Origin of the sequence: Vreelandella aquamarina (assembly GCF_044805175.1) — a bacterium.
Classification (GTDB): domain Bacteria; phylum Pseudomonadota; class Gammaproteobacteria; order Pseudomonadales; family Halomonadaceae; genus Vreelandella; species Vreelandella aquamarina_B.
The window spans coordinates 1,165,827-1,190,265 of sequence record NZ_CP085232.1 but is presented as its reverse complement, the minus strand read 5'-3'; the positions used below and the strand labels follow the sequence as shown (position 1 = coordinate 1,190,265).

Annotated in this window: 23 protein-coding genes; 16 read left to right on the top strand and 7 right to left on the bottom strand. The window is 57.0% G+C overall.

Annotated elements, in window-relative coordinates:
* Nucleotides 1-7: 7 nt before the first annotated feature.
* The 5 genes from LG300_RS05585 to LG300_RS05565 all read left to right on the top strand — a co-directional run bounded on the left by LG300_RS05585 (nucleotide 8) and on the right by LG300_RS05565 (nucleotide 5,928).
* Complete coding sequence (locus LG300_RS05585; RefSeq protein ID WP_404377408.1) at nucleotides 8-1,000, top strand: carbohydrate ABC transporter permease; 993 nt, start codon at nucleotides 8-10, stop codon at nucleotides 998-1,000.
* On the top strand, nucleotides 1,000-1,842 hold the full coding sequence (locus tag LG300_RS05580) for a carbohydrate ABC transporter permease (protein ID WP_404377407.1): 843 nt from the start codon (nucleotides 1,000-1,002) through the stop codon (nucleotides 1,840-1,842). Before LG300_RS05585 ends, LG300_RS05580 begins: the two co-directional genes overlap by 1 nt.
* A 69-nt stretch (nucleotides 1,843-1,911) precedes the next feature.
* Nucleotides 1,912-3,528 (top strand): alpha-glucosidase family protein, encoded by a 1,617-nt coding sequence (locus tag LG300_RS05575; protein ID WP_404377406.1) that lies wholly within the window; start codon nucleotides 1,912-1,914, stop codon nucleotides 3,526-3,528.
* Between the two features lie 65 nt (nucleotides 3,529-3,593).
* Nucleotides 3,594-4,700: an ABC transporter ATP-binding protein gene (locus tag LG300_RS05570; protein ID WP_404377405.1), complete on the top strand. Its 1,107-nt coding sequence runs from the start codon at nucleotides 3,594-3,596 to the stop codon at nucleotides 4,698-4,700.
* 196 nt (nucleotides 4,701-4,896) lie between these two features.
* Nucleotides 4,897-5,928, top strand: a complete 1,032-nt coding sequence (locus tag LG300_RS05565; protein ID WP_404377993.1) for a LacI family DNA-binding transcriptional regulator — start codon at nucleotides 4,897-4,899, stop codon at nucleotides 5,926-5,928.
* 3 nt (nucleotides 5,929-5,931) lie between these two features.
* On the opposite strand, the gene gap is transcribed toward LG300_RS05565, so the two are convergent.
* Nucleotides 5,932-6,936, bottom strand: a complete 1,005-nt coding sequence (gene gap, locus LG300_RS05560; RefSeq protein WP_404377403.1) for a type I glyceraldehyde-3-phosphate dehydrogenase — start codon at nucleotides 6,934-6,936, stop codon at nucleotides 5,932-5,934.
* Nucleotides 6,937-7,179: 243 nt separating this feature from the next.
* Here gap and pyk point away from each other — a divergent pair, with 243 nt between their 5' ends.
* Both pyk and LG300_RS05550 read left to right on the top strand, forming a co-directional pair.
* A complete protein-coding gene (gene pyk, locus LG300_RS05555) occupies nucleotides 7,180-8,646 on the top strand; it encodes a pyruvate kinase (protein ID WP_404377402.1) in 1,467 nt (488 codons plus the stop codon).
* Nucleotides 8,647-8,699: 53 nt separating this feature from the next.
* Nucleotides 8,700-9,176: a methylglyoxal synthase gene (locus tag LG300_RS05550; protein WP_404377401.1), complete on the top strand. Its 477-nt coding sequence runs from the start codon at nucleotides 8,700-8,702 to the stop codon at nucleotides 9,174-9,176.
* 17 nt (nucleotides 9,177-9,193) lie between these two features.
* On the opposite strand, the gene cra is transcribed toward LG300_RS05550, so the two are convergent.
* Complete coding sequence (cra, locus tag LG300_RS05545) at nucleotides 9,194-10,168, bottom strand: catabolite repressor/activator (protein WP_404377400.1); 975 nt, start codon at nucleotides 10,166-10,168, stop codon at nucleotides 9,194-9,196.
* A 237-nt stretch (nucleotides 10,169-10,405) separates the two neighbouring features.
* Here cra and ptsP point away from each other — a divergent pair, with 237 nt between their 5' ends.
* The 8 genes from ptsP to LG300_RS05505 all read left to right on the top strand — a co-directional run bounded on the left by ptsP (nucleotide 10,406) and on the right by LG300_RS05505 (nucleotide 20,366).
* A complete protein-coding gene (gene ptsP / locus LG300_RS05540) occupies nucleotides 10,406-13,276 on the top strand; it encodes a phosphoenolpyruvate--protein phosphotransferase (protein ID WP_404377399.1) in 2,871 nt (956 codons plus the stop codon).
* Nucleotides 13,276-14,247, top strand: coding sequence for a 1-phosphofructokinase (gene pfkB, locus LG300_RS05535; RefSeq protein WP_404377398.1), 972 nt, complete (start codon nucleotides 13,276-13,278; stop codon nucleotides 14,245-14,247). Before ptsP ends, pfkB begins: the two co-directional genes overlap by 1 nt.
* Nucleotides 14,244-15,983 (top strand): PTS fructose-like transporter subunit IIB, encoded by a 1,740-nt coding sequence (locus tag LG300_RS05530; protein ID WP_404377397.1) that lies wholly within the window; start codon nucleotides 14,244-14,246, stop codon nucleotides 15,981-15,983. The genes pfkB and LG300_RS05530 overlap by 4 nt, the downstream gene beginning before the upstream one ends.
* A gap of 235 nt (nucleotides 15,984-16,218) precedes the next feature.
* Nucleotides 16,219-17,886: a glucose-6-phosphate isomerase gene (pgi, locus tag LG300_RS05525; protein WP_404377395.1), complete on the top strand. Its 1,668-nt coding sequence runs from the start codon at nucleotides 16,219-16,221 to the stop codon at nucleotides 17,884-17,886.
* A 241-nt stretch (nucleotides 17,887-18,127) separates the two neighbouring features.
* Complete coding sequence (locus LG300_RS05520) at nucleotides 18,128-18,385, top strand: helix-turn-helix domain-containing protein (RefSeq protein ID WP_074210730.1); 258 nt, start codon at nucleotides 18,128-18,130, stop codon at nucleotides 18,383-18,385.
* Nucleotides 18,382-19,656, top strand: a complete 1,275-nt coding sequence (locus tag LG300_RS05515) for a type II toxin-antitoxin system HipA family toxin (protein WP_404377394.1) — start codon at nucleotides 18,382-18,384, stop codon at nucleotides 19,654-19,656. Before LG300_RS05520 ends, LG300_RS05515 begins: the two co-directional genes overlap by 4 nt.
* Before the next feature lie 45 nt (nucleotides 19,657-19,701).
* Nucleotides 19,702-20,082: a gamma-glutamylcyclotransferase gene (locus LG300_RS05510; RefSeq protein ID WP_404377393.1), complete on the top strand. Its 381-nt coding sequence runs from the start codon at nucleotides 19,702-19,704 to the stop codon at nucleotides 20,080-20,082.
* Nucleotides 20,076-20,366 (top strand): hypothetical protein, encoded by a 291-nt coding sequence (locus LG300_RS05505; protein WP_404377392.1) that lies wholly within the window; start codon nucleotides 20,076-20,078, stop codon nucleotides 20,364-20,366. The genes LG300_RS05510 and LG300_RS05505 overlap by 7 nt, the downstream gene beginning before the upstream one ends.
* 25 nt (nucleotides 20,367-20,391) lie before the next feature.
* On the opposite strand, the gene LG300_RS05500 is transcribed toward LG300_RS05505, so the two are convergent.
* Nucleotides 20,392-20,940 (bottom strand): hypothetical protein, encoded by a 549-nt coding sequence (locus LG300_RS05500; RefSeq protein WP_054645381.1) that lies wholly within the window; start codon nucleotides 20,938-20,940, stop codon nucleotides 20,392-20,394.
* Complete coding sequence (locus LG300_RS05495; protein WP_404377391.1) at nucleotides 20,937-21,935, bottom strand: ATP/GTP-binding protein; 999 nt, start codon at nucleotides 21,933-21,935, stop codon at nucleotides 20,937-20,939. Before LG300_RS05495 ends, LG300_RS05500 begins: the two co-directional genes overlap by 4 nt.
* 205 nt (nucleotides 21,936-22,140) lie before the next feature.
* On the opposite strand from LG300_RS05495, the gene LG300_RS05490 reads away from it, so the two are divergent.
* A complete protein-coding gene (locus LG300_RS05490) occupies nucleotides 22,141-22,461 on the top strand; it encodes a metallophosphoesterase (protein ID WP_404377390.1) in 321 nt (106 codons plus the stop codon).
* 119 nt (nucleotides 22,462-22,580) lie between these two features.
* Here LG300_RS05490 and LG300_RS05485 read toward each other — a convergent pair whose 3' ends face one another.
* The 3 genes from LG300_RS05485 to LG300_RS05475 all read right to left on the bottom strand — a co-directional run bounded on the left by LG300_RS05485 (nucleotide 22,581) and on the right by LG300_RS05475 (nucleotide 24,059).
* Nucleotides 22,581-22,982 carry a lysozyme inhibitor LprI family protein gene (locus tag LG300_RS05485; RefSeq protein ID WP_404377389.1) on the bottom strand — a complete coding sequence of 134 codons (402 nt, stop codon included), beginning with the start codon at nucleotides 22,980-22,982 and terminating at the stop codon, nucleotides 22,581-22,583.
* Between the two features lie 180 nt (nucleotides 22,983-23,162).
* Nucleotides 23,163-23,630, bottom strand: a complete 468-nt coding sequence (locus tag LG300_RS05480; RefSeq protein ID WP_404377388.1) for a hypothetical protein — start codon at nucleotides 23,628-23,630, stop codon at nucleotides 23,163-23,165.
* 24 nt (nucleotides 23,631-23,654) lie between these two features.
* Complete coding sequence (locus LG300_RS05475; RefSeq protein ID WP_404377387.1) at nucleotides 23,655-24,059, bottom strand: hypothetical protein; 405 nt, start codon at nucleotides 24,057-24,059, stop codon at nucleotides 23,655-23,657.
* Between the last annotated feature and the right edge of the window lie 380 nt (nucleotides 24,060-24,439).

Here is a 24,439-nt window from a genome sequence, read left to right as displayed (position 1 = left end):
GACACCTATGTCGAGCTCTTCTCACCACTCTCACCAAGACGCGCCCCTCGGGGCGCGTTCTGCCACGCCCGCGCGTCGGCAGCGTGGCACCAAGGTACGCCGCCAGCGGGTAAAGGCGGCGTGGCTGTTTTTAGCACCGATGCTAATTGCCTTAACGCTGGTGGCGGGCTGGCCGTTACTGCGCACCTTCTTTCTCAGCTTTACCGATGCGTCGCTGTCCGATTTAGGCGCCGCAAACCTGATTGGCTTTGAAAACTACTTGGTTTACGACAATGGCCGCTGGTATGGCGTGCTAGCCGACCCGGTATGGTGGCAGTCCGTGTGGAACACGGTCTACTTCTCAGTCGTTTCCGTTTCGCTGGAAGTAGTGTTTGGCGTCATCGTGGCGCTGATTTTGAACGCAGAATTCAAAGGCCGCGTGATTGTTCGTGCGGCAGTCCTTATTCCTTGGGCCATTCCCACCATTGTCTCGGCCCAGATGTGGGCATGGATGCTGAATGACCAGTTCGGCATCATCAACCACCTGCTGATGATGATCGGCATTATTGATAATCCCATCGCTTGGACGGCCAGTGCCACCTACTCCATGTGGGCGGTCATTATGGTCGACGTTTGGAAGACCATTCCCTTCGTGGCCCTGCTGGTATTAGCCGCGCTGCAGATGCTGCCCAAAGATTGCTATGAAGCTGCCGAGGTGGATGGCATTCACCCCGTGCGCGTGTTCTTCAAGGTCACGCTACCGCTGATCACCCCGGCGCTGATGGTGGCGGTCATCTTCCGCCTGCTGGATGCCCTGCGAGTCTTCGACGTGATCTATGTATTGACCTCCAACTCCACCAGCACGATGTCGATGTCGGTGTATGCGCGCCAGCAGCTCGTCGAATTCCAGGATGTCGGCTATGGCAGTGCGGCCTCTACGCTGCTGTTCCTGATCATCGCGCTGGCCACCATTGCCTACCTCTATATCGGCCGCAAACAGATCCAATTGGGAGGTGACTGATGAACAGCCGCCAGTTCGCCAAAATTGCTAAACGCGTTGGTTTTTGGGCACTGATTGCCGTCATTATGGTGTATGCAGTGTTCCCGTTTTACTACGCGGTGATCACCTCAGTAAAACCCTCCAGCGACCTGTTCCGCGTGGAGCTATGGCCGTCGACCTGGAACCTGGATAACTACGCACAAATCTTTAGCCAATCGAGCTTTGTGCGAGCGATTTTCAACTCGATTATTGTGGCGTTTAGCGTGGTGTTTATCGCCCTGTTGCTGGGCATTACCGCCTCTTACGCCCTTGGGCGGGTACGCTTTCGCGGCCGTTCTACCGTGCTGCTGGTTATCCTGGGCGTTTCGATGTTCCCTCAGGTGGCGGTGCTGTCCGGGCTGTTCGAGGTGATTCGCGCGCTGAACCTTTACAACAACCCCGCAGGCCTGATTCTCAGCTACACCATCTTCACGCTGCCCTTCACGGTGTGGGTGCTGACCACCTTTATGAAGCAGCTGCCTATAGAGCTGGAAGAGGCCGCAATCATGGATGGCGCCACGCCCTGGGTCACCATTACCAAGGTGTTTCTGCCGCTGATGTGGCCGGCCATGGCCACCACCGGGCTGCTGGCGTTTATCGCCGCCTGGAACGAATTCCTGTTCGCCCTGACATTTACCCTCACCGATGACCAGCGCACGGTGCCGGTAGCTATCGCGCTACTGTCCGGCGGCAGCGCTTACGAACTGCCCTGGGGGCCGATTATGGCCGCCTCCGTTGTGGTAACCGTGCCGCTGGTGATTTTGGTCATTATTTTCCAGCGCCGCATTGTTTCCGGCCTAACGGCGGGTGCCGTGAAGGGCTAAGCCCCTGCGCAATAACGCCTCTATGAATTCGCTGATAAACCTCAGCAACCGTTTTTAAGGAACTAAGTAATGCAAGACAACATGATGTGGTGGCGCGGCGGTGTGATCTATCAAATTTACCCGCGCAGCTTTTTAGATAGCCGTGGCGACGGCGTGGGCGACCTAAACGGTATCACCGAAAAACTGGATTACGTGGCGTCGCTTAACGTCGATGGTATTTGGCTATCGCCCTTCTTTACCTCGCCGATGCTCGACTTTGGCTACGACGTGAGCGACTACCGCGACGTAGACCCGATGTTCGGCACGCTGGAGGATTTCAAGGCGCTGCTGGAAAAAGCCCATTCGCTGGGCTTGAAGGTAATGATTGACCAGGTGATTAGCCACACCTCCGATCAGCACCCGTGGTTCCAGGAGAGCCGCCAGGACCGCACCAACCCGAAAGCCGACTGGTTTGTGTGGGCCGACCCGAAACCCGACGGCACGCCGCCCAACAACTGGCTGTCGATTTTTGGCGGCTCGGCGTGGACCTTCGACTCCCGCCGCCAGCAGTACTATCTGCACAACTTCCTGACCAGCCAGCCGGACGTGAACTTCCATAACCCCGAAGCGCGCCAAGCGCAGCTCGACAACATGCGTTTCTGGCTGGATTTGGGCGTCGACGGCTTCCGTTTGGATACGGTCAACTTCTACTTCCACGATGCCGAGCTGCGGGACAACCCACCGGTACCGAAAGGCGAAGCCAAAACCCTGGGTGCACCGGAAGCGAACCCCTACACCTGGCAGCGTCACGTTTACGATCTTAGCCGCCCGGAAAACCTGGACTTCCTAAAAGACCTCCGCGCGCTGATGGATGAGTACCCCGGCACCACCACCGTGGGAGAAATTGGCGACGACAACCCGCTGGAGCGCATGGCTGAGTACACCGCCGGTGGCGATAAGCTGCACATGGCGTACACCTTCGACCTGCTCAACATGCCCCACTCCGCCAGCTACCTGCGGGAAGTGATCGAGCGTTTCCAGCGCTTGGCGGGCGACGCCTGGCCTTGCTGGGCAACCTCCAACCACGATGTGGTACGCAGTGCGACCCGCTGGGGCGCTGACGAAGACCCCAACGCCTACCCGAAAGTCATGCTGGCGATGCTGTTCTCGCTACGCGGCAGCGTGTGTCTGTACCAAGGTGAAGAGCTGGGCCTGCCGGAAGCGGACGTGCCCTTCGAGCGCATTCAAGACCCCTACGGCAAGGTGCTGTGGCCCGAATTCAAAGGCCGCGATGGCTGCCGCACGCCCATGCCGTGGACCGACGGCGAACAGGGCGGCTTCTCTCCAGTAGAGCCGTGGCTGCCGATGGAAGCCCGCCACCTGGATCTGGCGGTGAGCCGCCAGCAGGATGACCCCAACGCCACGCTCAACAGCGTGCGCGCCCTGCTAGCGTTCCGCCGCAGCCACCCAGCGCTGTTTGATGGCGACTTGGCACTGGTAGAAGTAGGCGAGGAGCTACTTGGCTTCACCCGTCAAAAAGGCGACGAGACCCTTCTGTGCGTCTTCAACCTAACCGGGCAAGAGCAGCAAACCACCCTGCCCGTGGACGTTGCCTGCGACCTGTCGGTCGCCAACTTCACCGCCACGCGAAACGGCAGCACGCTCACCCTGCCTGCGTATCAAGCCGCCTTTATGCAGGTCGCCTAAACGCCGCCTATAACAGTTAATAACGATAGCCGACCCGCCCTGGTCGAGGTCGGCAAGGAGTTACCATGGCAAGTGTTACGCTTGAAAAGGTCAATAAAGTATTTGGCCGCGATCACATCATCAAAGACGTTGATCTTTCCATTGGCGACGGTGAATTTGTCGTATTTGTTGGCCCCTCCGGCTGCGGTAAATCCACGCTGCTGCGCTTAATCGCCGGTCTTGAATCGATCACCGATGGCGACCTGAACATTGGCGGTACCGTGGTGAACGACCTGCCGCCTCGGGAGCGCGGCGTAGGCATGGTGTTTCAATCCTACGCGCTTTACCCGCACATGACCGTCTACGACAACATGGCGTTCGGCCTGAAACTGGCCAACACCGCCAAAGAGACCGTTCATGAGCGGGTGATGAGCACGGCCAAAATTCTGCAGCTGGAAGAGCTTCTACACCGCAAGCCCAAAGCACTTTCCGGCGGCCAGCGTCAGCGGGTGGCGATGGGCCGTGCCATGGCGCGGGAGCCGCGCATCCTGCTGTTTGACGAGCCGCTCTCCAACCTGGATGCCTCGCTGCGGGTGCAGATGCGTAACGAAATCGCCCGCCTGCACAACCGTCTAGGCTCTACCATGATCTACGTCACCCATGATCAGGTGGAAGCCATGACCCTGGCGGATAAAATCGTGGTGCTCAACCGCGGCCATGTGGAGCAAGTGGGCAGCCCCCACGAGCTTTACCAGCGCCCGGCCACCAAGTTCGTCGCCGGCTTTATTGGCTCGCCCACCATGAACTTTATGCCCGCCGAGCTACTGAGCGGCACCGCCGACGGCTGCCGAGTGAAAGCGGCGGGTGTGGGAGAAGTATCATTACCCCAAGCCGGCGACGCTTACTCGAAAGGCACCTCGCTCACACTCGGTGTGCGCCCCGAGCACCTGCGCCTGGAAGCGCCCCAAGGCGATAACTGCTTTGATATCGTCAACGTTGAGTACCTGGGTAACGAAGTCTACGTGTATCTGGAGCCGAAAGAGGGCACTACCCTGCTGATCCACCGCAGCGAAGCGCCCAGCCAGTGGCAAGAGGGCCAGCAGGTATCACTGGTACCGGATACCGAGCATGTACACCTGTTCGACGAAAGCGGTGCTGCGTTAACGCTCTCTGCTACACGCACAGCAGCTTAAATACTGCTAGACAGCCCCATCACGGCCTTGGCTGAGTGAAACGTCTTCCTAAAGAGGGTAGTCGTCACACCATCAAGGCCGTTATTCTGTGCGCGACAATCAAATAATTAGCCTGCGCTATAAATGTGTCAGGCATGCACCCTCTCCGCTAACGTTCTTCACCTGTTTAGGAAGCACCGTGACCGCCCCTCGCCGAATGACCTTAAAGGACCTTGCGCTCGAACTCGGCGTCTCAACCGCGACGATTTCCAACGCCTTTAACCGACCCGACCAGCTCTCCCCTTTGCTACGGGACCGTATTCTCAAGGAAGCCAAACGGCTGGGTTACAACGGGCCTGACGCTAAAGCCCGCAGCCTACGCACCGGGCGCTCCAGCATCGTGGCAGTGATACTGGCCGAAAGCCTCACCTACAGCTTGAACGATGCCGTTGCTAGCGAGTTTCTTTCCGGCGTGGCGGAAGTATTGGATGCCCACGGCCACACCATGCTGTTGCTACCGGGCCGGGGCCACGCTTCGCAGCCGCCTGGCTCGGCCAATATTGCCGATGGCTTTATTGTCTACGGGCTGATGCCCAACAATCAGCTGCTCAATGAGCTACCTCGCCAGCGCCCGCTGGTGTCGGTGGATTTCGATATCGACGGCTGCCCCACCGTCCATATCGACGACCGCGACGCCAGCTACAGCATGGCGATGCATGCCCTGAAGCAACGCCCCAAGCGCCCAGCCATTATCAACCTGCGCTTGACCAAAGAGCACTGCAATGGCCGGGTCACCAAGGCGCATACCCTGCTACCGGATAGCAGCACCATCAGCCGCGCCCGCTTGGCCGGTTTTCACGCAGCGCTGGCAGAGCATGGCTTCGACACTGAACAAGTGCCACTGTGGAATATTGAAGAGAATGTGTTTGAAGTGTGCTCGCCGGTGATCACCGACATCATCGACCTACCCGCCGAGCAGCGCCCTGACCTGCTGCTATGCATGTCGGACCGGATTGCGCTGACCGCGCTCACCCTGGCCGAACAGCGGGGCATCCATGTACCAGGAGAGTTAAGAATTACCGGCTTTGACGGCATTGCGGAAGGGCAGTATCGCGCGCCACGCCTAACCACCGTACGCCAGGACAGTACAGGCAAAGGGCGCATGGCAGCAAAAATGATTTTAGGGCGAATGCCAAAAACCCAGCAGCTGCTCAAAACCGAGCTGCTGCTGGGCGACACCTGCCCTTAACGATTACTTGGCGGCTTTCTGCATGGCGATGGCGGTATCCAACATGCGGTTGGAGAAGCCCCACTCGTTGTCGTACCACGCCATGATTTTCACCAGACGACCATTTACGCGGGTGTGGTTCGCGTCAAAAGTGGAGGAGTGCGCGTCGTGGTTGAAATCGATAGAGACCAACGGCTGGGCGTTAACGGCCAATACCGGAGAACTGGCGGCGGCTTTCTCAACAATCGCGTTGATCTCTTCTTTGGTGGTATCGCGGCCAGCGGTGAAGGTCAGGTCCACCAGCGACACGTTGATGACCGGCACGCGCACCGCCAAACCGTCGAACTTGCCCGCCAGTTCCGGCAATACCAGGCCTACCGCTGCAGCAGCGCCGGTTTTGGTCGGAATCATGGAGTGGGTGGCGCTACGCGCGCGGTACGGGTCGGAGTGGTAAACATCCGACAGGTTCTGGTCGTTGGTGTAGGCATGAACGGTGGTCATTAAACCGTTTTCAATCCCTACCGCATCGTTGAGCGCTTTAGCGACCGGGGCTAAACAGTTGGTGGTGCAAGAGGCGTTCGATACCACTTTATGCTCGGCGGTCAAGATATCGTCATTCACACCGTACACAATGGTAGCGTCCGCGTCCGGGCTGGGCGCAGAGATCAGCACGCGCTTAGCGCCCGCCGCAATATGCTTGGCCGCTGCCTCACGCTTGGTAAACAAGCCGGTACACTCCATGACCAAATCAATGTTCATAGAGGCCCAAGGCAGGTTGGCCGGATCGCGCTCGGACGAGATCGCAATACGATCCCCATCCACGCTGATGCTCTCGGCGTCATGCTCAACCGCAAACGGGAAGTGGCCGTGAACGGTATCGTGGCGCAGCAGATGGGAGTTTAGGGAAGGGTCGCCCAGATCGTTAATCGCAACTACCTGAACGCGATCACGGTAGCCGTTCTCGTACAGCGCACGCAGTACGTTACGGCCAATCCGTCCAAATCCGTTAATGGCAACTCTTATTGTCATGGTGGCACCTCAATCAAGCAGTGGTCGTAGATGGCGTATCCAGTAAAAAAATTACTAAAAATACGTATTTAGTCACCTATAGGCCGATTAAAACCTGCCATAACCGCCCCTAAAGGCTAATAACTATCCAATATGTAGTAAAATTACTATATAAAGGCTATCGTAGTCCAATACTTAATCAACGTTTCATCAGCCCTTTTTGCGGGCTATGTTCAGCCAACGCTGCTCATCAGGAGTATCACTATGACACGCGCAACATCCTCTACCCCCCTTCGCCGTACCAAAATCGTCGCCACGCTTGGCCCAGCCAGTGACCGCCCCGGGGTATTGGAAGCCATGCTAAAAGCGGGCGTTGATGTGGTGCGCCTGAACTTCTCCCACGGCTCTGCCGATGACCACCGCCGCCGCCTCACCGCTGTCCGCGAGATAGCCCAGCGTCTAGGCCGCAGCGTGGCTGCACTTGGTGATCTGCAAGGCCCGAAAATTCGCATTTCACGCTTTGCAGAAGGCGCCGTTCACCTAGAGGTTGGTCAACCCTTCGTGCTGGATATGGCGTTAGACGCTAACAGCGGCACCGTAGAGCGCGTAGGCTGCGACTACAAAGCGCTGATTGATGACGTCGCCCCTGGCGACCGTTTACTGCTGGATGATGGCCGCGTGGTGCTAGATGTCACCTCTATTGTTGGGCAGGAAGTCCACACTCAAGTTCACGTGGGCGGCAAGCTTTCCAACAATAAGGGTATCAACAAGCAAGGCGGCGGTCTTTCCGCCCCGGCGCTGACCGACAAGGATAAAGAAGATCTCAAAACCGCCATCGATATCGGCGTGGACTACCTCGCCGTCTCGTTCCCGCGCAGCGCCGCCGATATGCAGGAAGCCCGTGCTCTGCTGGGCGAAGAGGGTAAAGAGATCGGCCTGGTGGCTAAACTAGAGCGCGCTGAAGCCGTCGCCAACGATGAAACCCTGGACGCGATTATCGAGGCTTCAGAAGCGGTGATGGTTGCCCGTGGCGATTTGGGCGTAGAGATTGGCGATGAGGCGCTGATCGGCACGCAAAAGCGCATTATCAAACATGCCCGCACACTGAATCGCGCGGTAATTACCGCCACGCAGATGATGGAGTCGATGATCGAGTCGCCGCTGCCGACCCGCGCCGAAGTATTCGACGTGGCCAACGCCGTGCTCGACGCTACCGATGCGGTGATGCTCTCGGCGGAAACGGCGGCTGGCGATTATCCGGTGGAAACCGTTGAAGCCATGGACCGTGTTTGCCTGGGCGCCGAGCGCGAACGTGTTGCCCAGGCTTCCGGCCACCGCATCCATGAAGGATTCGAGCGGATTGACGAAACCATCGCGCTTTCTGCCATGTATGCCGCCAACCACCTGACCGGCGTGCGCGCCATTGCCTGCATGACCTCCACCGGCTACACGCCGCTGATTGCCTCGCGCATCCGCTCTGGCTTGCCGATTGTCGGCCTGGCCCACAGCCCAATTGCTCAGCGCCGTATGGCCCTCTATCGCGGCGTGGTTTCCATCCCGTTTGACACCACCCACATGGATGCCACCGAGGTGAATAAAGAGGCCATCAAATTGCTGAAGGAGCACGGATTGGCACGCCCAGGCGAGCATGTCATTCTTACCCGTGGCGACCATATGAACGCTCACGGCGGCACCAACACCATGAAAGTACTGGCCGTTGACGCCGAGTAAATAACCGCCTCTGCACTACCAATAACAAGCGTAATGACCAGGAGAGCCATGCCATGAACGATGCCCGCCCACCCCACCAAGCCGTGCGTACGTTGCAAGCCCGCAAGCGCATCGCGCTGATTGCCCACGATGGCAAAAAAGTTGAAATGCTGGAGTGGGCAACACGCTGGCAGGATACATTGAGCCAGCACACGCTGATTGGCACGGGAACCACCGCAGGGCGGCTGAAAACCGCCCTAGGGCTAGAGGTAGAAGTCTTAATGAGCGGGCCACTGGGCGGCGACCAACAAATTGGGGCGCGAATTGCCGAGCAGCAGCTCGACGTGCTGATCTTCTTCTGGGACCCCTTTGCCCCGCAGCCCCACGACCCGGATGTGAAAGCACTGCTGCGCCTTGCCGCGCTTTGGAACGTGCCGGTGGCGTGTAATGCGGCTAGCGCCGACTTTCTGCTCTCCTCGCCGTATCTTAGCGAACGCTACGATATGTCTATCCCAGACGCGAACGCCTGGGCACAGGCGCGCACGGTGTAGGCCGGGGCGCATTACGTTTAGCGGGTACGCAGGTGGCGAGCCACCACCTGCTGCCCACACTGGTAGCTGCCATTCATCGCGCCCAGCGCGCACTGCAGCGTCAGCTCCGCGATGCGATCGTAATCCTGCAGCGCAGAATTCACCGGCTGGGGAAGAAAATCCAGCAAGCGGTGGTCGCCAAAGGTAGCTAACCGCAGCGTCTCCGGCAGCCCACCCTGGGCAAGCAGCTCATCAAACACCCCTTCCATCAGCGCGTAGGAGGCCGTTACCAGCGCATCCACATTACCAGCGGCAAAAAGCTGCCGTGCAAGTTCAACGCCCACATCCCGCTCGTAGCGTTCGCCGCTGAACGTCACCGCCTCAATCCCCTTCCCTTCCAACGCGGCAAAAAATCCCCCACGGCGCTCTCGGCTAACCGAGAGTTCAGGCATGGCATCCAACCACGCGATGCGTCGCGTTGAGCTATCCATCACCGAGCACGTCAGCGCGTAGGCCGCCTCTCGATCATTGCTCACCACGCTAGCAAAGCGCTCCGGCGTCAGGCCGCGGTCCATACCCACGACGCTCCACCCTTCGTTTGCCAAATCAACGTAGAAAGTATCGTTTTCCGGCAGGCAGCTGGCGGTGATCAGCACCTCGCAGCGCTGGGCGCGCAGCGCTAAGGCCAGCGTGCGCTCACTATCTGCGCAGTCGTCCGAACTTGCCACTAACAGCTGATAGCCGCGCTCGCGGGCACCGCGCTCCAAACGCTTAGCTAAACGTGCATAGCTGATATTTTCTAAATCCGGCACGATCAAACCGATTAAACGGCTAGCGCCACGGCGCAGTGCAGCCGCTTGAGGGTCAATGTGATAACGGTGCTGACGCACCACGGCCATCACTTTATCGATGGTGGCCGGGCTAATGCGCCGCTGCTCGGCTTGGCCGTTAATTACATAGCTTGCCGTGGTGCGCGAAACCCCGGCGAGCCGGGCAATATCGGCAAGTGTCATGCTGGTTTCTCCCTAGATGAAGACGGCAGTTTAGCAGCCGTTTTACCCTTTTCAGACCAAAGTCTAAAAAGACAACCCTTGTGTCAAAAAGTGAATCGATTCAGCATAGCCAACTATACACAGGTGACACGATTCATCCAGCTAACCACAACGATCTACGACTAACGTTTTATGCGCGCACTTTCGCCGCCAATCGCAGACGTTGCCGTTGCCTGACCGCGTTTACAGGAGACCCCTATGTTGACACTCGGCCCCGATGACATCTTGCTCGACCGCCACGCGGACAACTGGCAAGCTGCGCTCGACAGCGCCGCCAACGCCCTGGCAGAGGCTGGCTTGGTTGCGGCCGAGTACCGCGATGGCCTCCACGCTCGCGAAGCACAGTCCTCGACGTACCTAGGCAACGCGATTGCGATTCCCCACGGCACCCCGGAAAGCCGCCATCACGTTAAGCGCACCGGCGTGCGGGTGCTGCAGTTCCCTGAGGGGGTTCAGTGGCACGACGGCAACACCGTTCATGTGCTGGTCACCATTGCGGCACAAAACGACGAACACTTGGATATTCTGCGCCAGCTTACCCACGTACTCGACCGCGACGGGGTGGCTAATGAACTGGCCCGCGCCAGCTCCGCCGCCGATGTCGCACGGCTACTGTCGAAGCCTTCACTAGCTCCGCGTCTGGATGCCGATACGCTATGTGTTAACTTCCCCGCCCGCGACCCGCAGGAGCTGGCTCTGGCCGCCGCAGCGCGGCTACGCCAAAGCGGCTGTGTGGATAACGGTTTTATTAGTGCCGTGGCGAGCGCCCAGCCCCAGTGGTTGGGCAAAGGCTTATGGCTTTCAAGCCACGCCCAAGGAGTGAGCCAGCCCGCACTAGGCGTGGCGACCCCCGCCGATAGCACCATCGAGCACGGCGGCCATCCGGTTCATGCACTGTTCTGCCTGGCCGCCAGCGGCGATGCCCACCGGCCGCTGCTTGAACAGCTCATAGCGGTACTGGAAAACGGCGAAAGCGACAGCTTCGTGGGCAAAAACAGCGCTCAGCTGCTGGCAGCGCTGGCAGGCGAAACCGCCAGCACCCAAACCCGCCGCGTGCGGGTTCTGAACCCCCACGGCCTGCACGCCCGCCCAGCCAAGCAGCTGGTACAGATCGCCCGCGCCCAGCCAATGCCCATCAACGTGCGCCTTGAAGAAGGCAGCGCCACCACGGTATCTGCGGCGAGCTTAACCAAAGTGATTGGCCTGGGTGCGCGCCGTGGCCAATGGCTGATTTTCTCTGCCGAGGGCGAACAGGCAAGCGCTGCGCTGGATGCGGTTGCCGCCGCCGTTGAGAATGGCCTGGGTGAAAAGGTGACCCCGTTTGACGGTGGCCGCGAACTCGGCCCAGCCACTAGCGCCAGCAAGCCCGCCGTTGAGCCGCTGGCCGCTGACACGCCACATACCGGCGTGGCCGCTTCGCCTGGTTTAGCGATTGCGCCGGTGTTCGTCATTCGTCCGATGCAGTTCGACTACCCAGAGTACGCCAGCCAGCCCGACGAAGAGATCGCTCGCTTGGAAGCGGCTCTGAAAGAGGGCGCCGCCCAGCTGCAGGCGCTGGTACATAAAGCGCCCGGCGGCGAAGTGGCCGACATTCTCTCCATGCACGAAGAGATGCTCGACGACCCCGAACTGCACCAAGCGGCGATTGACGCCATCCGCGAAGGCCGCTCGGCGGAAGCGGGCTGGTGGGAAGCTATCGACACCGCCGCCCACGCCCAAGAGATGCTGGCCGACCGGCTGCTGGCCGAACGCGCCGCCGACCTGCGCGATGTCGGCCGCCGCGTGCTCGGCGTGCTTTGCGACGTTACCCTGCCCGAGCCACCCGACCATCCCTATATTTTGGTGATGGACGATATCGGCCCCTCCGATGTGGCCCGCTTGGACACCTCCCGCGTGCGCGGCCTGCTGACCGTTCGCGGCGGTGCCACGGCGCACAGCGCTATTTTAGCCCGCGCGCTGGGCATTCCTGCCGTGGTCGGCGCCGGTGAAGCGGTCATGGCACTACATAACGGCAGCATGATGATTCTGGATGGCGAGCGCGGCCGCGTGACTTCGCAGCCTTCCGAGGAGCGCCTGCGCCGCGCCGAGCAGCAGCTACTTGACCAGCAGCAGCGTGAAGCGGACGCCTGGGAGTTGCGTTTCGAGCAGGCGCAAACCCGCGACGGCCACCGGGTTGAGGTTGCCGCCAACCTGGGCAATACCGCTCACGCCGCCGATGCGGTAGAGCGCGGCGCGGAAGGGGTCGGCCTGCTTCGCACCGAGTTCCTGTTCATGGCCTACTCCAGCGCTCCCGATCTCGCTACACAAATCGCTGAATACCGTGAAGCCACCGATGCGCTTAATGGCCGCCCGCTCGTTGCCCGCACCCTGGACGTCGGCGGCGACAAGCCGCTGCCCTACTGGCCAGTACCCCAGGAGGACAACCCCTTCCTCGGCCTGCGCGGTATTCGCTTAGCGCTGACCCAACCGGACGTGCTGGAAACCCAGATTCGCTCGCTGCTAATGGCCGCCGTTGGCAAACCGTTACGCATCATGCTGCCGATGGTCAAAGACGTGGCCGAGTTCCGCACCGCCAAAGCCATTTACGACCGCCTGCTCAACGAGATCTCCCCGCAGCAGCGCGCCACCGACGTACAGCTTGGCGTGATGATTGAGGTGCCTTCCAGCGCCTTGTTAGCACCCACGTTGGCCGCCGAGGTCGACTTCTTCTCAGTGGGCACCAACGATTTAACCCAGTACACCCTCGCGATTGATCGCGGCCACCCAGAGCTATCCGCTCAAGCCGATGGCCTGCACCCAGCGGTACTGCGGTTGATCCAAATGACCGTCGAAGCCGCCCACGCTCACGGCAAATGGGTCGGTGTTTGCGGCGAGCTGGCTTCTGATGCCATGGCCGTGCCGGTTCTGGTGGGCTTGGGTGTTGATGAACTATCGGTGAGCGCACGCCAAATCCCGCTGGTCAAAGCCCGCCTGCGCGAGTTTGATCTTGCCCAAGCCCAGGCCAGCGCCCAGTTAGCGCTGAGCAAAGCCACTAGCGATGAAGTCCGCGACGCCCTGGAGGCCAGCTAATGGCAAGAGTTGTCTGTATTACGCTCAACCCAGCGCTGGACCTTGCCTTCAACCTAGATGCGCTGATACTGGGGCACGTCAACCGCCCCACTAGCGCGCAGCTAGAAGCGGCAGGTAAAGGGGTGAACGTCGCGCGGGTATTGGCCAGCCTGGGTCACGAGGTCATCGTGAGCGGCTTTTTGGGCGAAGAGAACGACGCGCCCTTCAGCCTCGCTTTCCCCCGTTACGGCGTGAAAGATGCCTTCGTGCGGGTGCCGGGCAACACGCGCATCAACGCCAAACTGGCCGAGCAGAGCGGCCGCGTGACCGATATCAACGGCCCCGGCATGCCCATCGAAGCCGCCCATCTGGAGGCTTTACGCACCAAACTAAACGGCCTGTTTGAAAGTAGCGCGCCGCCTCAAGCCGTGGTGGTTGCGGGCAGCCTGCCTCCCGGCATCGACCAGCCCACGTTTGGCGAGCTGCTTGCCTTCCTGAAAGGTTTCGGGGTGCCGCTGTGGGTGGATACCAGCGGCCCGGCGCTGCTCACGGCCATTGCCGCGCAGCCTGCCGCCGTAAAACCCAACGAAACCGAGCTGGCCGACTGGGCGGGTAGCGCGCTTGATTCTGACCAACAGCGCCAATCTGCCGCCGAGCGGCTGCACGCCAGCGGCATCGAACACGCGCTGATTTCAGCAGGTGCCGAAGGCGTTCTATGGGTGAGCCAGCACGGCACTTGGCAATCCACGCCACCCACCGTCACCGCCACCAATACCGTTTGCGCAGGCGACACCTTTGTGGCCGGCATGCTCCACGGGCTGCTGAGCCAGCACTCGCCCGACGATACGCTTCGTTTCGCCACGGCGCTTTCTGCCGAAGCGGTACGCCACGTTGGTGTGGGCACTTCCCACGCCGATGATTTTGACTCACTCCAACAACAGACCCGGGTACGGCGTCTTGACGACACCCACACCGAGGGAGCCACGCGATGAACCTAATCCTGATTACCGCCTGCCCCAGCGGCATGGCGACCACTTTTCTGGCCGCCAAGCGCCTAGAGCAAGCCGCCACGCGGCTGGGCTGGAACGTTCATGTAGAGATGCACGGCGAGATTGCGCCACTGCAAGCCGCCAGCGCCGAGCAGATTGCTAACGCCGATTTGATCGTCGTGGCTGCCGACCACGTGCCCGCCCCGGAGCGGTTCGAAGGCAAGCGGCTATTCCAGGCTCCTATTGCCAGCGCCCTGCCCGACCCCAGCGCCTTTTTAAGCCAGGCCAAGCGGGAAGCACCGATTTACAGTGCCCCGGCAGCCACAGCGGCTGCCCCGGCCAGCAGCGCGAATGGCAAAAAAATCGTTGCCGTCACCGCCTGCCCCACCGGTGTTGCCCACACCTTTATGGCCGCCGAAGCGCTAGCCGAAGCGGGTAAGGCCATGGGTCACCAGATTCGTGTGGAAACCCAAGGCTCGGTGGGCGCGCAAAACAAACTCACGGAAGCGGAAATCGCCGACGCTGACGTGGTCGTATTGGCCTGCGATATCGAAGTGGACCCATCGCGCTTTGCGGGCAAGCGGATTTACCGCACCTCTACCGGCAACGCGCTGAAAAAGCCGCGCCCGACGCTGGAGGCTGCCTTTACCGATGCCGCTGTGGAAGACGGCTCCAGCGCCGCCAGCAGCAGCGCCACCGCCAAAAAGAGCATCAAAGAGAAAGGCGTCTACAAACACCTGCTGACCGGTGTTTCCTTTATGCTGCCCATGGTGGTGGCGGGTGGCTTGTTAATAGCCCTCTCGTTCGTGTTTGGTATCGAAGCGTTCAAGGAAGAGGGCACCCTGGCCGCTGCGCTAATGCAGATTGGTGGCGGTACGGCCTTCGCGCTGATGATTCCCGTTCTGGCGGGCTACATCGCCTACTCCATCGCCGACCGCCCCGGTATTGCCCCCGGCATGATTGGCGGTATGTTGGCCGCCGAGATTGGCTCCGGGTTTATCGGCGGTATTCTGGCCGGTTTCCTGGCGGGCTACGTGGCCCTCGCCGTCACGCGCTACGTAAAACTGCCCTCCAGCGTTGAATCGCTCAAACCGATTCTGATCATCCCGCTGATTGCCAGCTTGGTCACCGGCCTGACGATGATCTACGTGATTGGCGAGCCAGTGGCTGCCGTGCTGAGCGCGCTCACCAGCTTCTTGGAGTCCATGGGCTCGACCAATGCCGTGCTGCTGGGCATTCTGCTCGGAGCCATGATGTGCTTTGACCTGGGTGGCCCGGTCAACAAAGCGGCCTACACCTTTGGCGTCGGCTTGTTGGCCTCTGAAACCTACGGCCCAATGGCCGCGATCATGGCCGCCGGCATGGTGCCCGCGATTGGTATGGGTATTGCCAGCTTCGTGGCGCGTAACAAGTTCTCTGCCCCCGAGCGGGAAGCGGGTAAAGCCTCGTTCGTGCTGGGCCTGTGCTTTATCAGTGAAGGCGCGATTCCCTTTGCGGCGAAAGACCCGCTGCGTGTGATTCCCGCCTGTATCGCCGGTGGCGCGGTCACGGGTGCGCTTTCTATGCTGGTGGGTGCCAAGCTGATGGCCCCCCATGGCGGTATCTTCGTGCTGCTGATTCCTAACGCCATTACTCCCGCTCTGCTTTACCTGGGCGCGATTGTGGTGGGCTCATTGATCACCGGCCTGGGCTACGCGTTTATCAAACGCGGCGCTGCCCAAGTAGCCGTTGCCAGCTAAAAGCGGCACACTAAGGGCGAGGCAATCTCGCCCTTTTGCTGTTTAGTCAGCCGTTCAAGACGTCCACCACCCCGCTGTTTTATTAACCATTTTTCTTACCATTTATCGCTAACTGTTGTTCTCAAGCGCGCAATATGTAGTATTTTTACATAAATAACAGCGACGCCAGGGGTCGGACACGCCCCGTTAGCGATAACGATGTAAAACAGATGTAAAAACAACAGGACCGCCCGTTATGTTTCAACTCACTCGCAGCGTTACTTGGCAGGCCCTAGAGCGCCTGCGCGATAAAACCGCCAATGATCGCATTCGTGACTACTTTACGAATGACCCGCAGCGCTTCGAAAAAATGAGCCTGCGCGTCGGCGGCCTCTTTCTAGATTACTCCAAACATCAGGTGTCGGATGAAGTACTGGCCAAACTGATTGAGCTAGCCGACCACTCCGCCCTGGTACAGCGCCGCGCCCAAATGTTCTCTGGCGACATTATCAACGTGACCGAGAACCGTCCAGTACTCCACACCGCCCTACGCCATCTTGGCGATGAACCGGTGTATGTGGACGGCGAAGACGTGATGCCAGAAATCACCCGCACCCGCGAGCAGATCAAACTGTTCTCGGAAGCGGTGCGTAGCGGCGAGTGGAAGGGTTATAACGGCCAGCGCATTAAAGACGTGGTCAATATCGGCATTGGCGGCTCGGACCTCGGCCCCAATATGGCGGTGCGTGCGCTGTTGAAGTATCGCCACCCGGAGCTGCACTTCCACTTCGTTTCCAATGTGGACGGCACCCATATCCAGAAAGTGCTGTCGCGGCTAGACCCCGCCACCACGCTGTTTATCGTCTCTACCAAAACCTTCTCCACCCAGGAAACCCTGCTCAACGCCAAGACGGCGCGGCGCTGGTTCCTGGAAAACGCTGGCGAAGACGCGGATGTGGGCGCGCATTTCATTGCCGCCTCCACCAACCGTAAAGCGGCGATGGAGTTCGGTATTCGCGAAGAGAACGTGTTTGAGTTTTGGGCCTGGGTGGGCGGCCGCTACTCCATGTGGTCTTCCATCGGTTTGCCCATTGCGCTCTCGATTGGCTTTGAAGGTTTTATCGAGCTGCTGGAAGGCGCCCATGAGATGGACCGCCACTTTATCGAAGCGCCTTTCGCTCAAAACATGCCGGTACTGATGGCGCTGATCGGCATCTGGTACATCAACTTTATCGGCGCGGAAACCCAGGCCATCGTGCCCTACGACCAGGCGCTGAACCAGTTGCCCTCCTTCCTGCAGCAGTTGGATATGGAGTCTAACGGCAAGTCGGTGGATATTTTCGGCCACCCGGTGAACTACAAAACCGGCCCGATTGTGTGGGGCCAAACCGGCTCCAACGGCCAGCACGCCTTCTTCCAGCTGCTTCACCAGGGCACCCGCTATGTGCCCATCGATTTTATCGCCTCGCTCAAGCCGGAACCGGGCGTGGAAGACCACCACTTCGCGCTGCTCACCAACATGCTGGCCCAAGCCAACGCCTTTATGGAAGGCAGCCAAGGCGACAGCAAAGAGCTTAGCCAGCTAGACCCCTATAGCTGCCCCGGCAACCGCCCCTCCAGCACCCTACTGCTCGACGAGCTAACGCCGAAAAACCTGGGCGCGCTGATTGCGCTCTACGAGCACAAGGTGTTCGTGCAGGGCGTGATTTGGAACATCAACTCGTTCGACCAGTGGGGCGTGCAACTCGGTAAGCGCATCGCCGGTGAAATCAGCGAGCGCATCGACGCCAACGCCGCCGACTTCGACGCTTCTACGCAGGGCCTGCTGGAGCTGGTGCGCGCCCACTTTCCGAGCAGCGCACGCAAAGCCGATAGCGCCGAGCCCGTGAGCAGTGATAAAAAACCGGTGCGGAAGAAGCGATAAAGCAACTATGGCTCACCAGTGCCCCTACTGCTGTGGGGGCACTTTTTTGAGCCTTGGCTTACCTAGCTTCATTTCAAAACTCGGCGGATGAGTAGCAAACATCTGCCTGCTCTTTATTTCCCTATAGGGATAAAGGCCTCTCTTTTCGATCATCCTACGCATTATTTTCCCTATAGGGAAAGATCAGCTAGTATATCTGTTTTCATCCAGAAATTTTCCTTATCGGGAAAATGGAGCATGTATGCGTACCCTGCCAGCAACGACGGAAACGCCCCTTCACTCAATTGAATCCGCCAAGAGTCTCGGCCTGTTAATTCGACAAGCCCGCAAACGCCAACATCTGACACTAGAGACGGTGGCAGGACTATGCGGCGTCAGCATTCGTTTTTTAAGTGAACTCGAAAATGGCCGTGATACATGTGGCATAGGAAGAGTATTACGCGTGTTAGAAACACTTGGCATAGAGCTTCTCGCCCAGCCCATGGATAGTGATCTATGACCCCAGACCAGCTTATCGTTTGGCAAAACCATCAGCGAGTAGGTACCCTCTGGCGTGGTTTAGATGGCCGTCTCATGGGCTTTGAATATGACGAAGAGTGGCAAGCTAGCGGACAAGCAATTTCCAATAGCCTTCCTTTAAACCAACGAACATGGCCGCCCGAAACGCTGACCGCCCACCACTGGTTTGGCAACTTGCTGCCAGAAGAGCAGGCGCGCGCTGCTCTTATTCGCCAACTGGGCATTCCTGATGACGACTTCTCACTGCTTGCCGCTATTGGTGGGGATTGCGCCGGAGCACTATCGATTCTGCCGCCTCATCAAACACCAGAACCTTCTAATCGCCATGATTGCGATACGCCCCTTTCACAAGAAAGGCTTAATGAGTGGGCTGCTTTTAAGCAACGCTATGCGCTATTTGCAGAGTCACAACAAGCACCCAAGCCACGTCTTTCACTGGCGGGCGCACAGGACAAAATACCCGTCATCTGGCGTGATGAAACTTTTTATTTGCCTCAAGGCACTGCTCCTTCCTCACATATCGTTAAGTTTGCGGTAGATGGGCGCGACCACGTTATTTTTAACGAACTCTACCTCAATACGCTGGCAGCGCTTGTCGATATTGATTGCCCCTCCACCTCAGTACGTTATGCAGGGCGGTATCCCCTACTGGTTGTAGAGCGTTACGATAGAGCATGGGTAAACGGCTCACTACAGCGCATCCACCAGGAAGATTTATGCCAAGCAATGGGCATGTCACGTACGCAAAAGTATCAAGAGTACGGTGGACCGACACTGGCCGACTGTTTTCACCTTTTACGTGATGTATGTAAGCCTCCTGCACAATCATTACAACAGCTGCTCCGCTGGCAAATTTTTAACGTGCTGGTGGGTAATAGCGATGGCCACGCAAAAAATGTATCACTGCTACAAGATGCAAAAGGCAAATGGCGTATTGCTCCCGCTTACGATTTGGTAGGTACCGTTGTTTTAGGGTATGACTCGAGGCTGGCATTCTCTATTGGCAACCAAAACAACGCCATGCAGCTTTTATCTCGTGACTGGCAACTGCTAGCTGAGCAGAGCCAGCTTAGCTATCCGTTTATCAAGCGAGAGATTAAACGTCTACGAGAGTTACTGCTTCGATTTACCGACTCAAAAGAGATGCAGCAAGCACTGATAGAGGCAGGATTACCCGGTCATGCTTGGTTACGTTTACAACAACAGCGCCACCACATTGTAAAACAGTGCAAGAAAGCGGCGCTCTGGTAACGACACCCTTTTGCAAGACACTCGATCATCAAGATGAGCAACCCAATGAATTACCTTCACCAAGCCATCCAGCACTGCCCACGAGTAGCGGTATACGGCACGTTAAAGCACGGCCATCGCAATCATCATTGGTTAAACGGCGCTGACATGCTGGGCCAAGACCGTTTAACAGAGATTACGCTTTACGACCTTGGCCCCTACCCAGGCGCTAAGCTCACGCCATCCACAGGCGTTGCGGTGGAGGTGTATGCCATTAACGCTGAACAGCTAGCGCGGCTCGACCAGTTAGAGGGCTACTTTCACCACGCGCCAAGCCAAGGCCTCTATAACCGCACGACACTACCTACCCAGTACGGTGACGCATGGTGCTACATCTACAACCCAGCCGTTGAGCAAAGGTCGCTGATGGTCAGTGGCGAGTGGTAGTCATCACTACGTTATGGTGTCGGCAACGCCTAAAGCTAACGATTGCCCCCGAGCCGCTGCGCGAACTGCTGAAAGCCGTTCTACCCGAACGCGACCACCGCCGTTTAGCCACCATTCCCGCCAACCACCTAGCCCAGCGCCGCCTAACCCCCGGCAACGTGCGTACAGCGCTAGACCAACTGGACTTACGAGGGCTGCCCATCCGCTTGAATACGCTACTGGATGCGCTAACGCTGGAAGAGCGCGAACAGCAAGGGCAGCGCCAGCCGATGGGGTTTGTGTAGAGTAATGAACGCCAAGAAAAGCCGCCTACTGCTGGCTGATACGCAGTATAGGGCACTTGGTCATCAGGCGATTCCATTGATCAACGTTGAACGCCTGCACATCAAAGGATTTGCGCCAACCGCTATAACGCGGCCCAGACACCCATTCTGTTCGCCAGAGCCTGTCTCGTAAACCTGCTAACTGAGCAGGCTCTAAGTCACTCAAACCTATTAAGGTAATATAGCGCAGCGGCTTATTGACAACGCCATACTCCAGCCCCAAAAAGATAAGGCTGTCACGCAGTTTCGGGAATAAATGCCGCTCGATAAGCGATTGGCTGACGATATCCGCAAGAAAGCGTTGCCTCTGCTTTTCTCGATGCTGTTCAGGAATAGCACCGCTCTCTGGGTCTTTAATTTCCAGCAGCCATAATTGCGTGTCCCACTCCACAACAAAATCAACGCCACCCTTTAATAGATGCGTTAAACCAGCGGCTGCCACTTGGTCGTCTAGCTTAATTACTTGACGAGCTTGAGAAAAATCAAAGTATAAATCAGACTCGCACCACTCCGGCTTTGCCTCCCAGGGTTTCACGAAAAGTCCCCCAGCGAGTGACGAACTTCCAAGTCATAAAGACGCTGAAACTCGTCCGCAATTTTATTAGGCCGAATGTCCCGGTAGCGGCTGAAACTATGTGCAATAACGCCATCCTCCTGCGTCAGCTCAAGAGAGAAGTAGCGTGTAGGCGTCTCCTGACGCGCAAAATCCAATTCCCGCAGAAAGGCGTAATCGTGGGTTGCTACAAATACTTGCACACCACGCTCTGCAAGCATAAGCAGAATTTTAGCCACCTCTGGCATGAGCGCAGGGTTAAGGTTCGCTTCTGGCTCATCCCAAAATAGTGTGTTGTTGGCAAATAGCGAGCCATTATGGATCAACTGCCAAATCAGAGCCAATTTGCGGTACCCTTCTGCCACCAGCGACATTTCCAACTTCTTACTTCCTGCGCTAAGGTGAAATTCATCCCCCTCTAATGTCACCTTTCCACCTACCGTCTTGCGGATGAGCTCTAATAGTGGCTTTTCATCATTGAGTGGCATTCCCTTGCGGGCAGGCAAGTAAGCTTGTTTGATAATATCGTAATAGACTTCCTCGAACGCGAGCTCATATTTATCATAGAGCGAGATAAAGCCGGGAGCGAAAGAGAGCACCTCTTTAACGGGAATGAATACGGGGGAACGCTCGACAGCCCACTCACCCTGGAGTTCAAACGTGTGATGCCTAGTGGTATCAAAGGTAAGCGATAACGACTGGGCCGCACTGTTGGACAAGCTAATGCGCGCCGTATTGCTGCCTTTTTTGCGGTTAACCAAGCGTGATACTTTATCGCCGCTAGGGCGAAAAACCGCCGCCAGCTTCTTTTTCAGTTCAGCCGCATCGTGACCCTGCATCTGCAAGGCATACATTAATTTCATGATATGCGTTTTACCGGTGCCATTGGCACCGATAAGCACGTTCACGCCCGGCGACCACTCGAAAGAGGTTTCCTTAAAGGCGGTAAAATTCTCCAACGCCAGGGTTTGGAACATACGCTTTCCTTCAGTGGTTTACTGAGAGATCAGTGCATTAAATGTTGATATTCTATAAACGTCACGCCACCGGCCAGTGGAAAGTGCTTAGAGAGCTATCTCCATCCAAGAGTTATGCTGCCAAAAGCAAGCCTAGCCACCTGAGCGACACTTAATGTCGCACTGCTGTGGGAAGCTGATTACTTACCACGGTAGGAGACCGCGCATGGGTAGCATAACGCATTACGATATCATCGGGGATGTTCACGGTCAGCTCGACACATTGGTGGAGCTGCTAATGCGCTTAGGGTATCGCGAAGAGAGCCAGGGTTGGAGCCAGCCGGGGCACTTGGCGGTGTTTGTCGGCGATCTTATTGATAAGGGGCCGGCCCCAGGTGCGGTGCTTCGCTTAGTGCGCCGAATGGTCGATGCGGGGCAGGCACTAATGGTTGTAGGAAACCATGAGCTGAACTGGGTACGCGATGCCTACCAGCATCAAGACAACCCCCGCGCCTTTATTCAAGCGCGTTCTTTTGGCCCACTCTGATTCATTGGCTATACTTGGCCTTCATATCTAACGCTTACCAAGCTCCGTCCTGGCTAAGATAGAGTACCCATCACCGTGGCTTATTAAAGTGGCCCACTGGGTATCTACGCGTAGACCACCTACCACCCCACCATATTTTCCAGCTCAGTAGCACGCTGGGCGGTTTCCCGTAAAAAGCATTCATTACTCACTACTTGCGCCAGCGTACCGCCCGCCGTGGCGTAGAAATTGCAGTTGGCGTCTCGGTAGGAGATCCATAAGCGCTGGGCGGCGAGTAAAGCTTCGCGGCGCTCTTCGGAAAGCTCGCTACGGGCATCGCTATACGCTGTGTTCAACCGTGCATCCTGGGCGGCTATTTCATCGGCAATACAGTTCAGCATGTTCACCGTGACGCCACCGGAGGCATCCATGCACTTGTTATAACGGGCGCTATATTCATCATCGGTGCTGCTTTGTGCAGTAGCTGCTAGCGGTAAAAGCAAGCAAAATGCAAACGCTACTATTTGATAAACTTTTTGCATTACCATCTCTTATCAGATTTACGAAGCAGCCCAGCAGTGCTGGGCTGGTAGAGCGTGGTTTAATCTAAGTATCGTACTGCTTCTAGCTGAGCTTTGCCTTGGCACCATGTAAAAAGGGTAATATCCTTTTCTTCTTCAGACTTTACAATGATGGTATTACTCAACAAAGCTTAAAGCTATTTACTCTGCTCTTACAAAAATGGCACTTTCGATTCTCTCAAATGCATTTTGGTATACATCAGAATTTAAAATGGGTGTATCACTTCTATCGCTACGACCATAAACAGAAGAAGATTCACTCTTTTCGACAAAATTTAGTCTAACTGTTGAAGTGTCCCTAATCTCCTCAACAAAAGCCGTTGCCCTTGTTTGGTTAACTTGAGTCATACCAGTAAGAAAAGTCAGCATTGGACTATTCTCTGCAGAACTTTCAGCAGCAATTAAACCTGTCTGCATATCTGCTGAAACAATAGAATACCCAAGATCTTGAAATACTGACATTACACTTGGAAATACTACATCTTTCGAGTTTTCATAACTCCTAGTCTGCATAGACTGAATTTCAAGGGGTGTCATACTTGGCTTCTGTGCGGTTTGAGCACAACCACTGACAAAAATAGCAATTGCAAAAAAGATGGCATATTTCATAACGATCCTCATCATTAGTAATGGTTAAAAATTAGACGTTCGGCTACGAAAATCGTGAACAATATCATCGCTATCAAATTTGATAATCAGTGTTGTCATTCTCGATGAAGACTCAAAGCCAGAAGACCTTGATGAGCTACCTGCAAGCAAAATCGTCCAATAGCCACTTTGGCTGGAAGATTGAGCTACCTGTGCTTGGCGCTGATATGTCCATACCTCTCTACCGGCACCGTCTCTTGTAGTAATATTGGGTGAACCAAAGTTCTCCAATACGTCCGCTTTCGTCGTTTGTCCAACCCGCAAATTCATTTGCACGTTGCCTTGTGTCAAAACGCTGTTTCGGTTGTCAACTGGCTGGTAAGGGGTGGCACAGCCAGCTAAAACCACTATTGATAACAGCAAGACAGCTATTACTTTCAGCACTTTCATTTTGTAATCCATGTCTACCTGCATTCACTAGCGACTCTTCGCCGCCGACTCGTTACGCAGCCATCATGGCCACGCATTTGGCTTTACACCAAATTCCGTTGATACCCCAATGCTCCGACATATTATGTCGCACTATGTTTTGCATGTTATGCAATGGTGATTATTAATGATAGTGAGGTTACCATTATGGCTTTTGGCGGGCTAGTGTTTCAGATTACGACTTTCTCCTACTGTTTCTTTCCTAGAGCAAGGCCTAAGTGTAGATAACCAGCGATAACGCGACATTAGTTGTCGCATCACCACCATAACGTATGCCTCTAACATCAAAAAGAGTAAAAGCGATGGTGATGATGCCCGATTGTTTACTTACTGATGATTGC

Coding starts and splice junctions, on each gene's coding strand:
- pgi (WP_404377395.1), top strand. CDS start 16,219: ATGTTTCAACTCACTCGCAGCGTTACTTGGCAGGCCCTAGAGCGCCTG.
- cra (WP_404377400.1), bottom strand. CDS start 10,168: ATGACACTTGCCGATATTGCCCGGCTCGCCGGGGTTTCGCGCACCACG.
- LG300_RS05565 (WP_404377993.1), top strand. CDS start 4,897: ATGACCTTAAAGGACCTTGCGCTCGAACTCGGCGTCTCAACCGCGACG.
- LG300_RS05490 (WP_404377390.1), top strand. CDS start 22,141: ATGGGTAGCATAACGCATTACGATATCATCGGGGATGTTCACGGTCAG.
- LG300_RS05570 (WP_404377405.1), top strand. CDS start 3,594: ATGGCAAGTGTTACGCTTGAAAAGGTCAATAAAGTATTTGGCCGCGAT.
- pyk (WP_404377402.1), top strand. CDS start 7,180: ATGACACGCGCAACATCCTCTACCCCCCTTCGCCGTACCAAAATCGTC.
- LG300_RS05480 (WP_404377388.1), bottom strand. CDS start 23,630: ATGAAATATGCCATCTTTTTTGCAATTGCTATTTTTGTCAGTGGTTGT.
- LG300_RS05575 (WP_404377406.1), top strand. CDS start 1,912: ATGCAAGACAACATGATGTGGTGGCGCGGCGGTGTGATCTATCAAATT.
- LG300_RS05530 (WP_404377397.1), top strand. CDS start 14,244: ATGAACCTAATCCTGATTACCGCCTGCCCCAGCGGCATGGCGACCACT.
- LG300_RS05485 (WP_404377389.1), bottom strand. CDS start 22,982: ATGCAAAAAGTTTATCAAATAGTAGCGTTTGCATTTTGCTTGCTTTTA.
- LG300_RS05515 (WP_404377394.1), top strand. CDS start 18,382: ATGACCCCAGACCAGCTTATCGTTTGGCAAAACCATCAGCGAGTAGGT.
- LG300_RS05550 (WP_404377401.1), top strand. CDS start 8,700: ATGAACGATGCCCGCCCACCCCACCAAGCCGTGCGTACGTTGCAAGCC.
- LG300_RS05475 (WP_404377387.1), bottom strand. CDS start 24,059: ATGAAAGTGCTGAAAGTAATAGCTGTCTTGCTGTTATCAATAGTGGTT.
- LG300_RS05495 (WP_404377391.1), bottom strand. CDS start 21,935: ATGTTCCAAACCCTGGCGTTGGAGAATTTTACCGCCTTTAAGGAAACC.
- LG300_RS05585 (WP_404377408.1), top strand. CDS start 8: ATGTCGAGCTCTTCTCACCACTCTCACCAAGACGCGCCCCTCGGGGCG.
- LG300_RS05580 (WP_404377407.1), top strand. CDS start 1,000: ATGAACAGCCGCCAGTTCGCCAAAATTGCTAAACGCGTTGGTTTTTGG.
- gap (WP_404377403.1), bottom strand. CDS start 6,936: ATGACAATAAGAGTTGCCATTAACGGATTTGGACGGATTGGCCGTAAC.
- LG300_RS05510 (WP_404377393.1), top strand. CDS start 19,702: ATGAATTACCTTCACCAAGCCATCCAGCACTGCCCACGAGTAGCGGTA.
- ptsP (WP_404377399.1), top strand. CDS start 10,406: ATGTTGACACTCGGCCCCGATGACATCTTGCTCGACCGCCACGCGGAC.
- LG300_RS05520 (WP_074210730.1), top strand. CDS start 18,128: ATGCGTACCCTGCCAGCAACGACGGAAACGCCCCTTCACTCAATTGAA.
- pfkB (WP_404377398.1), top strand. CDS start 13,276: ATGGCAAGAGTTGTCTGTATTACGCTCAACCCAGCGCTGGACCTTGCC.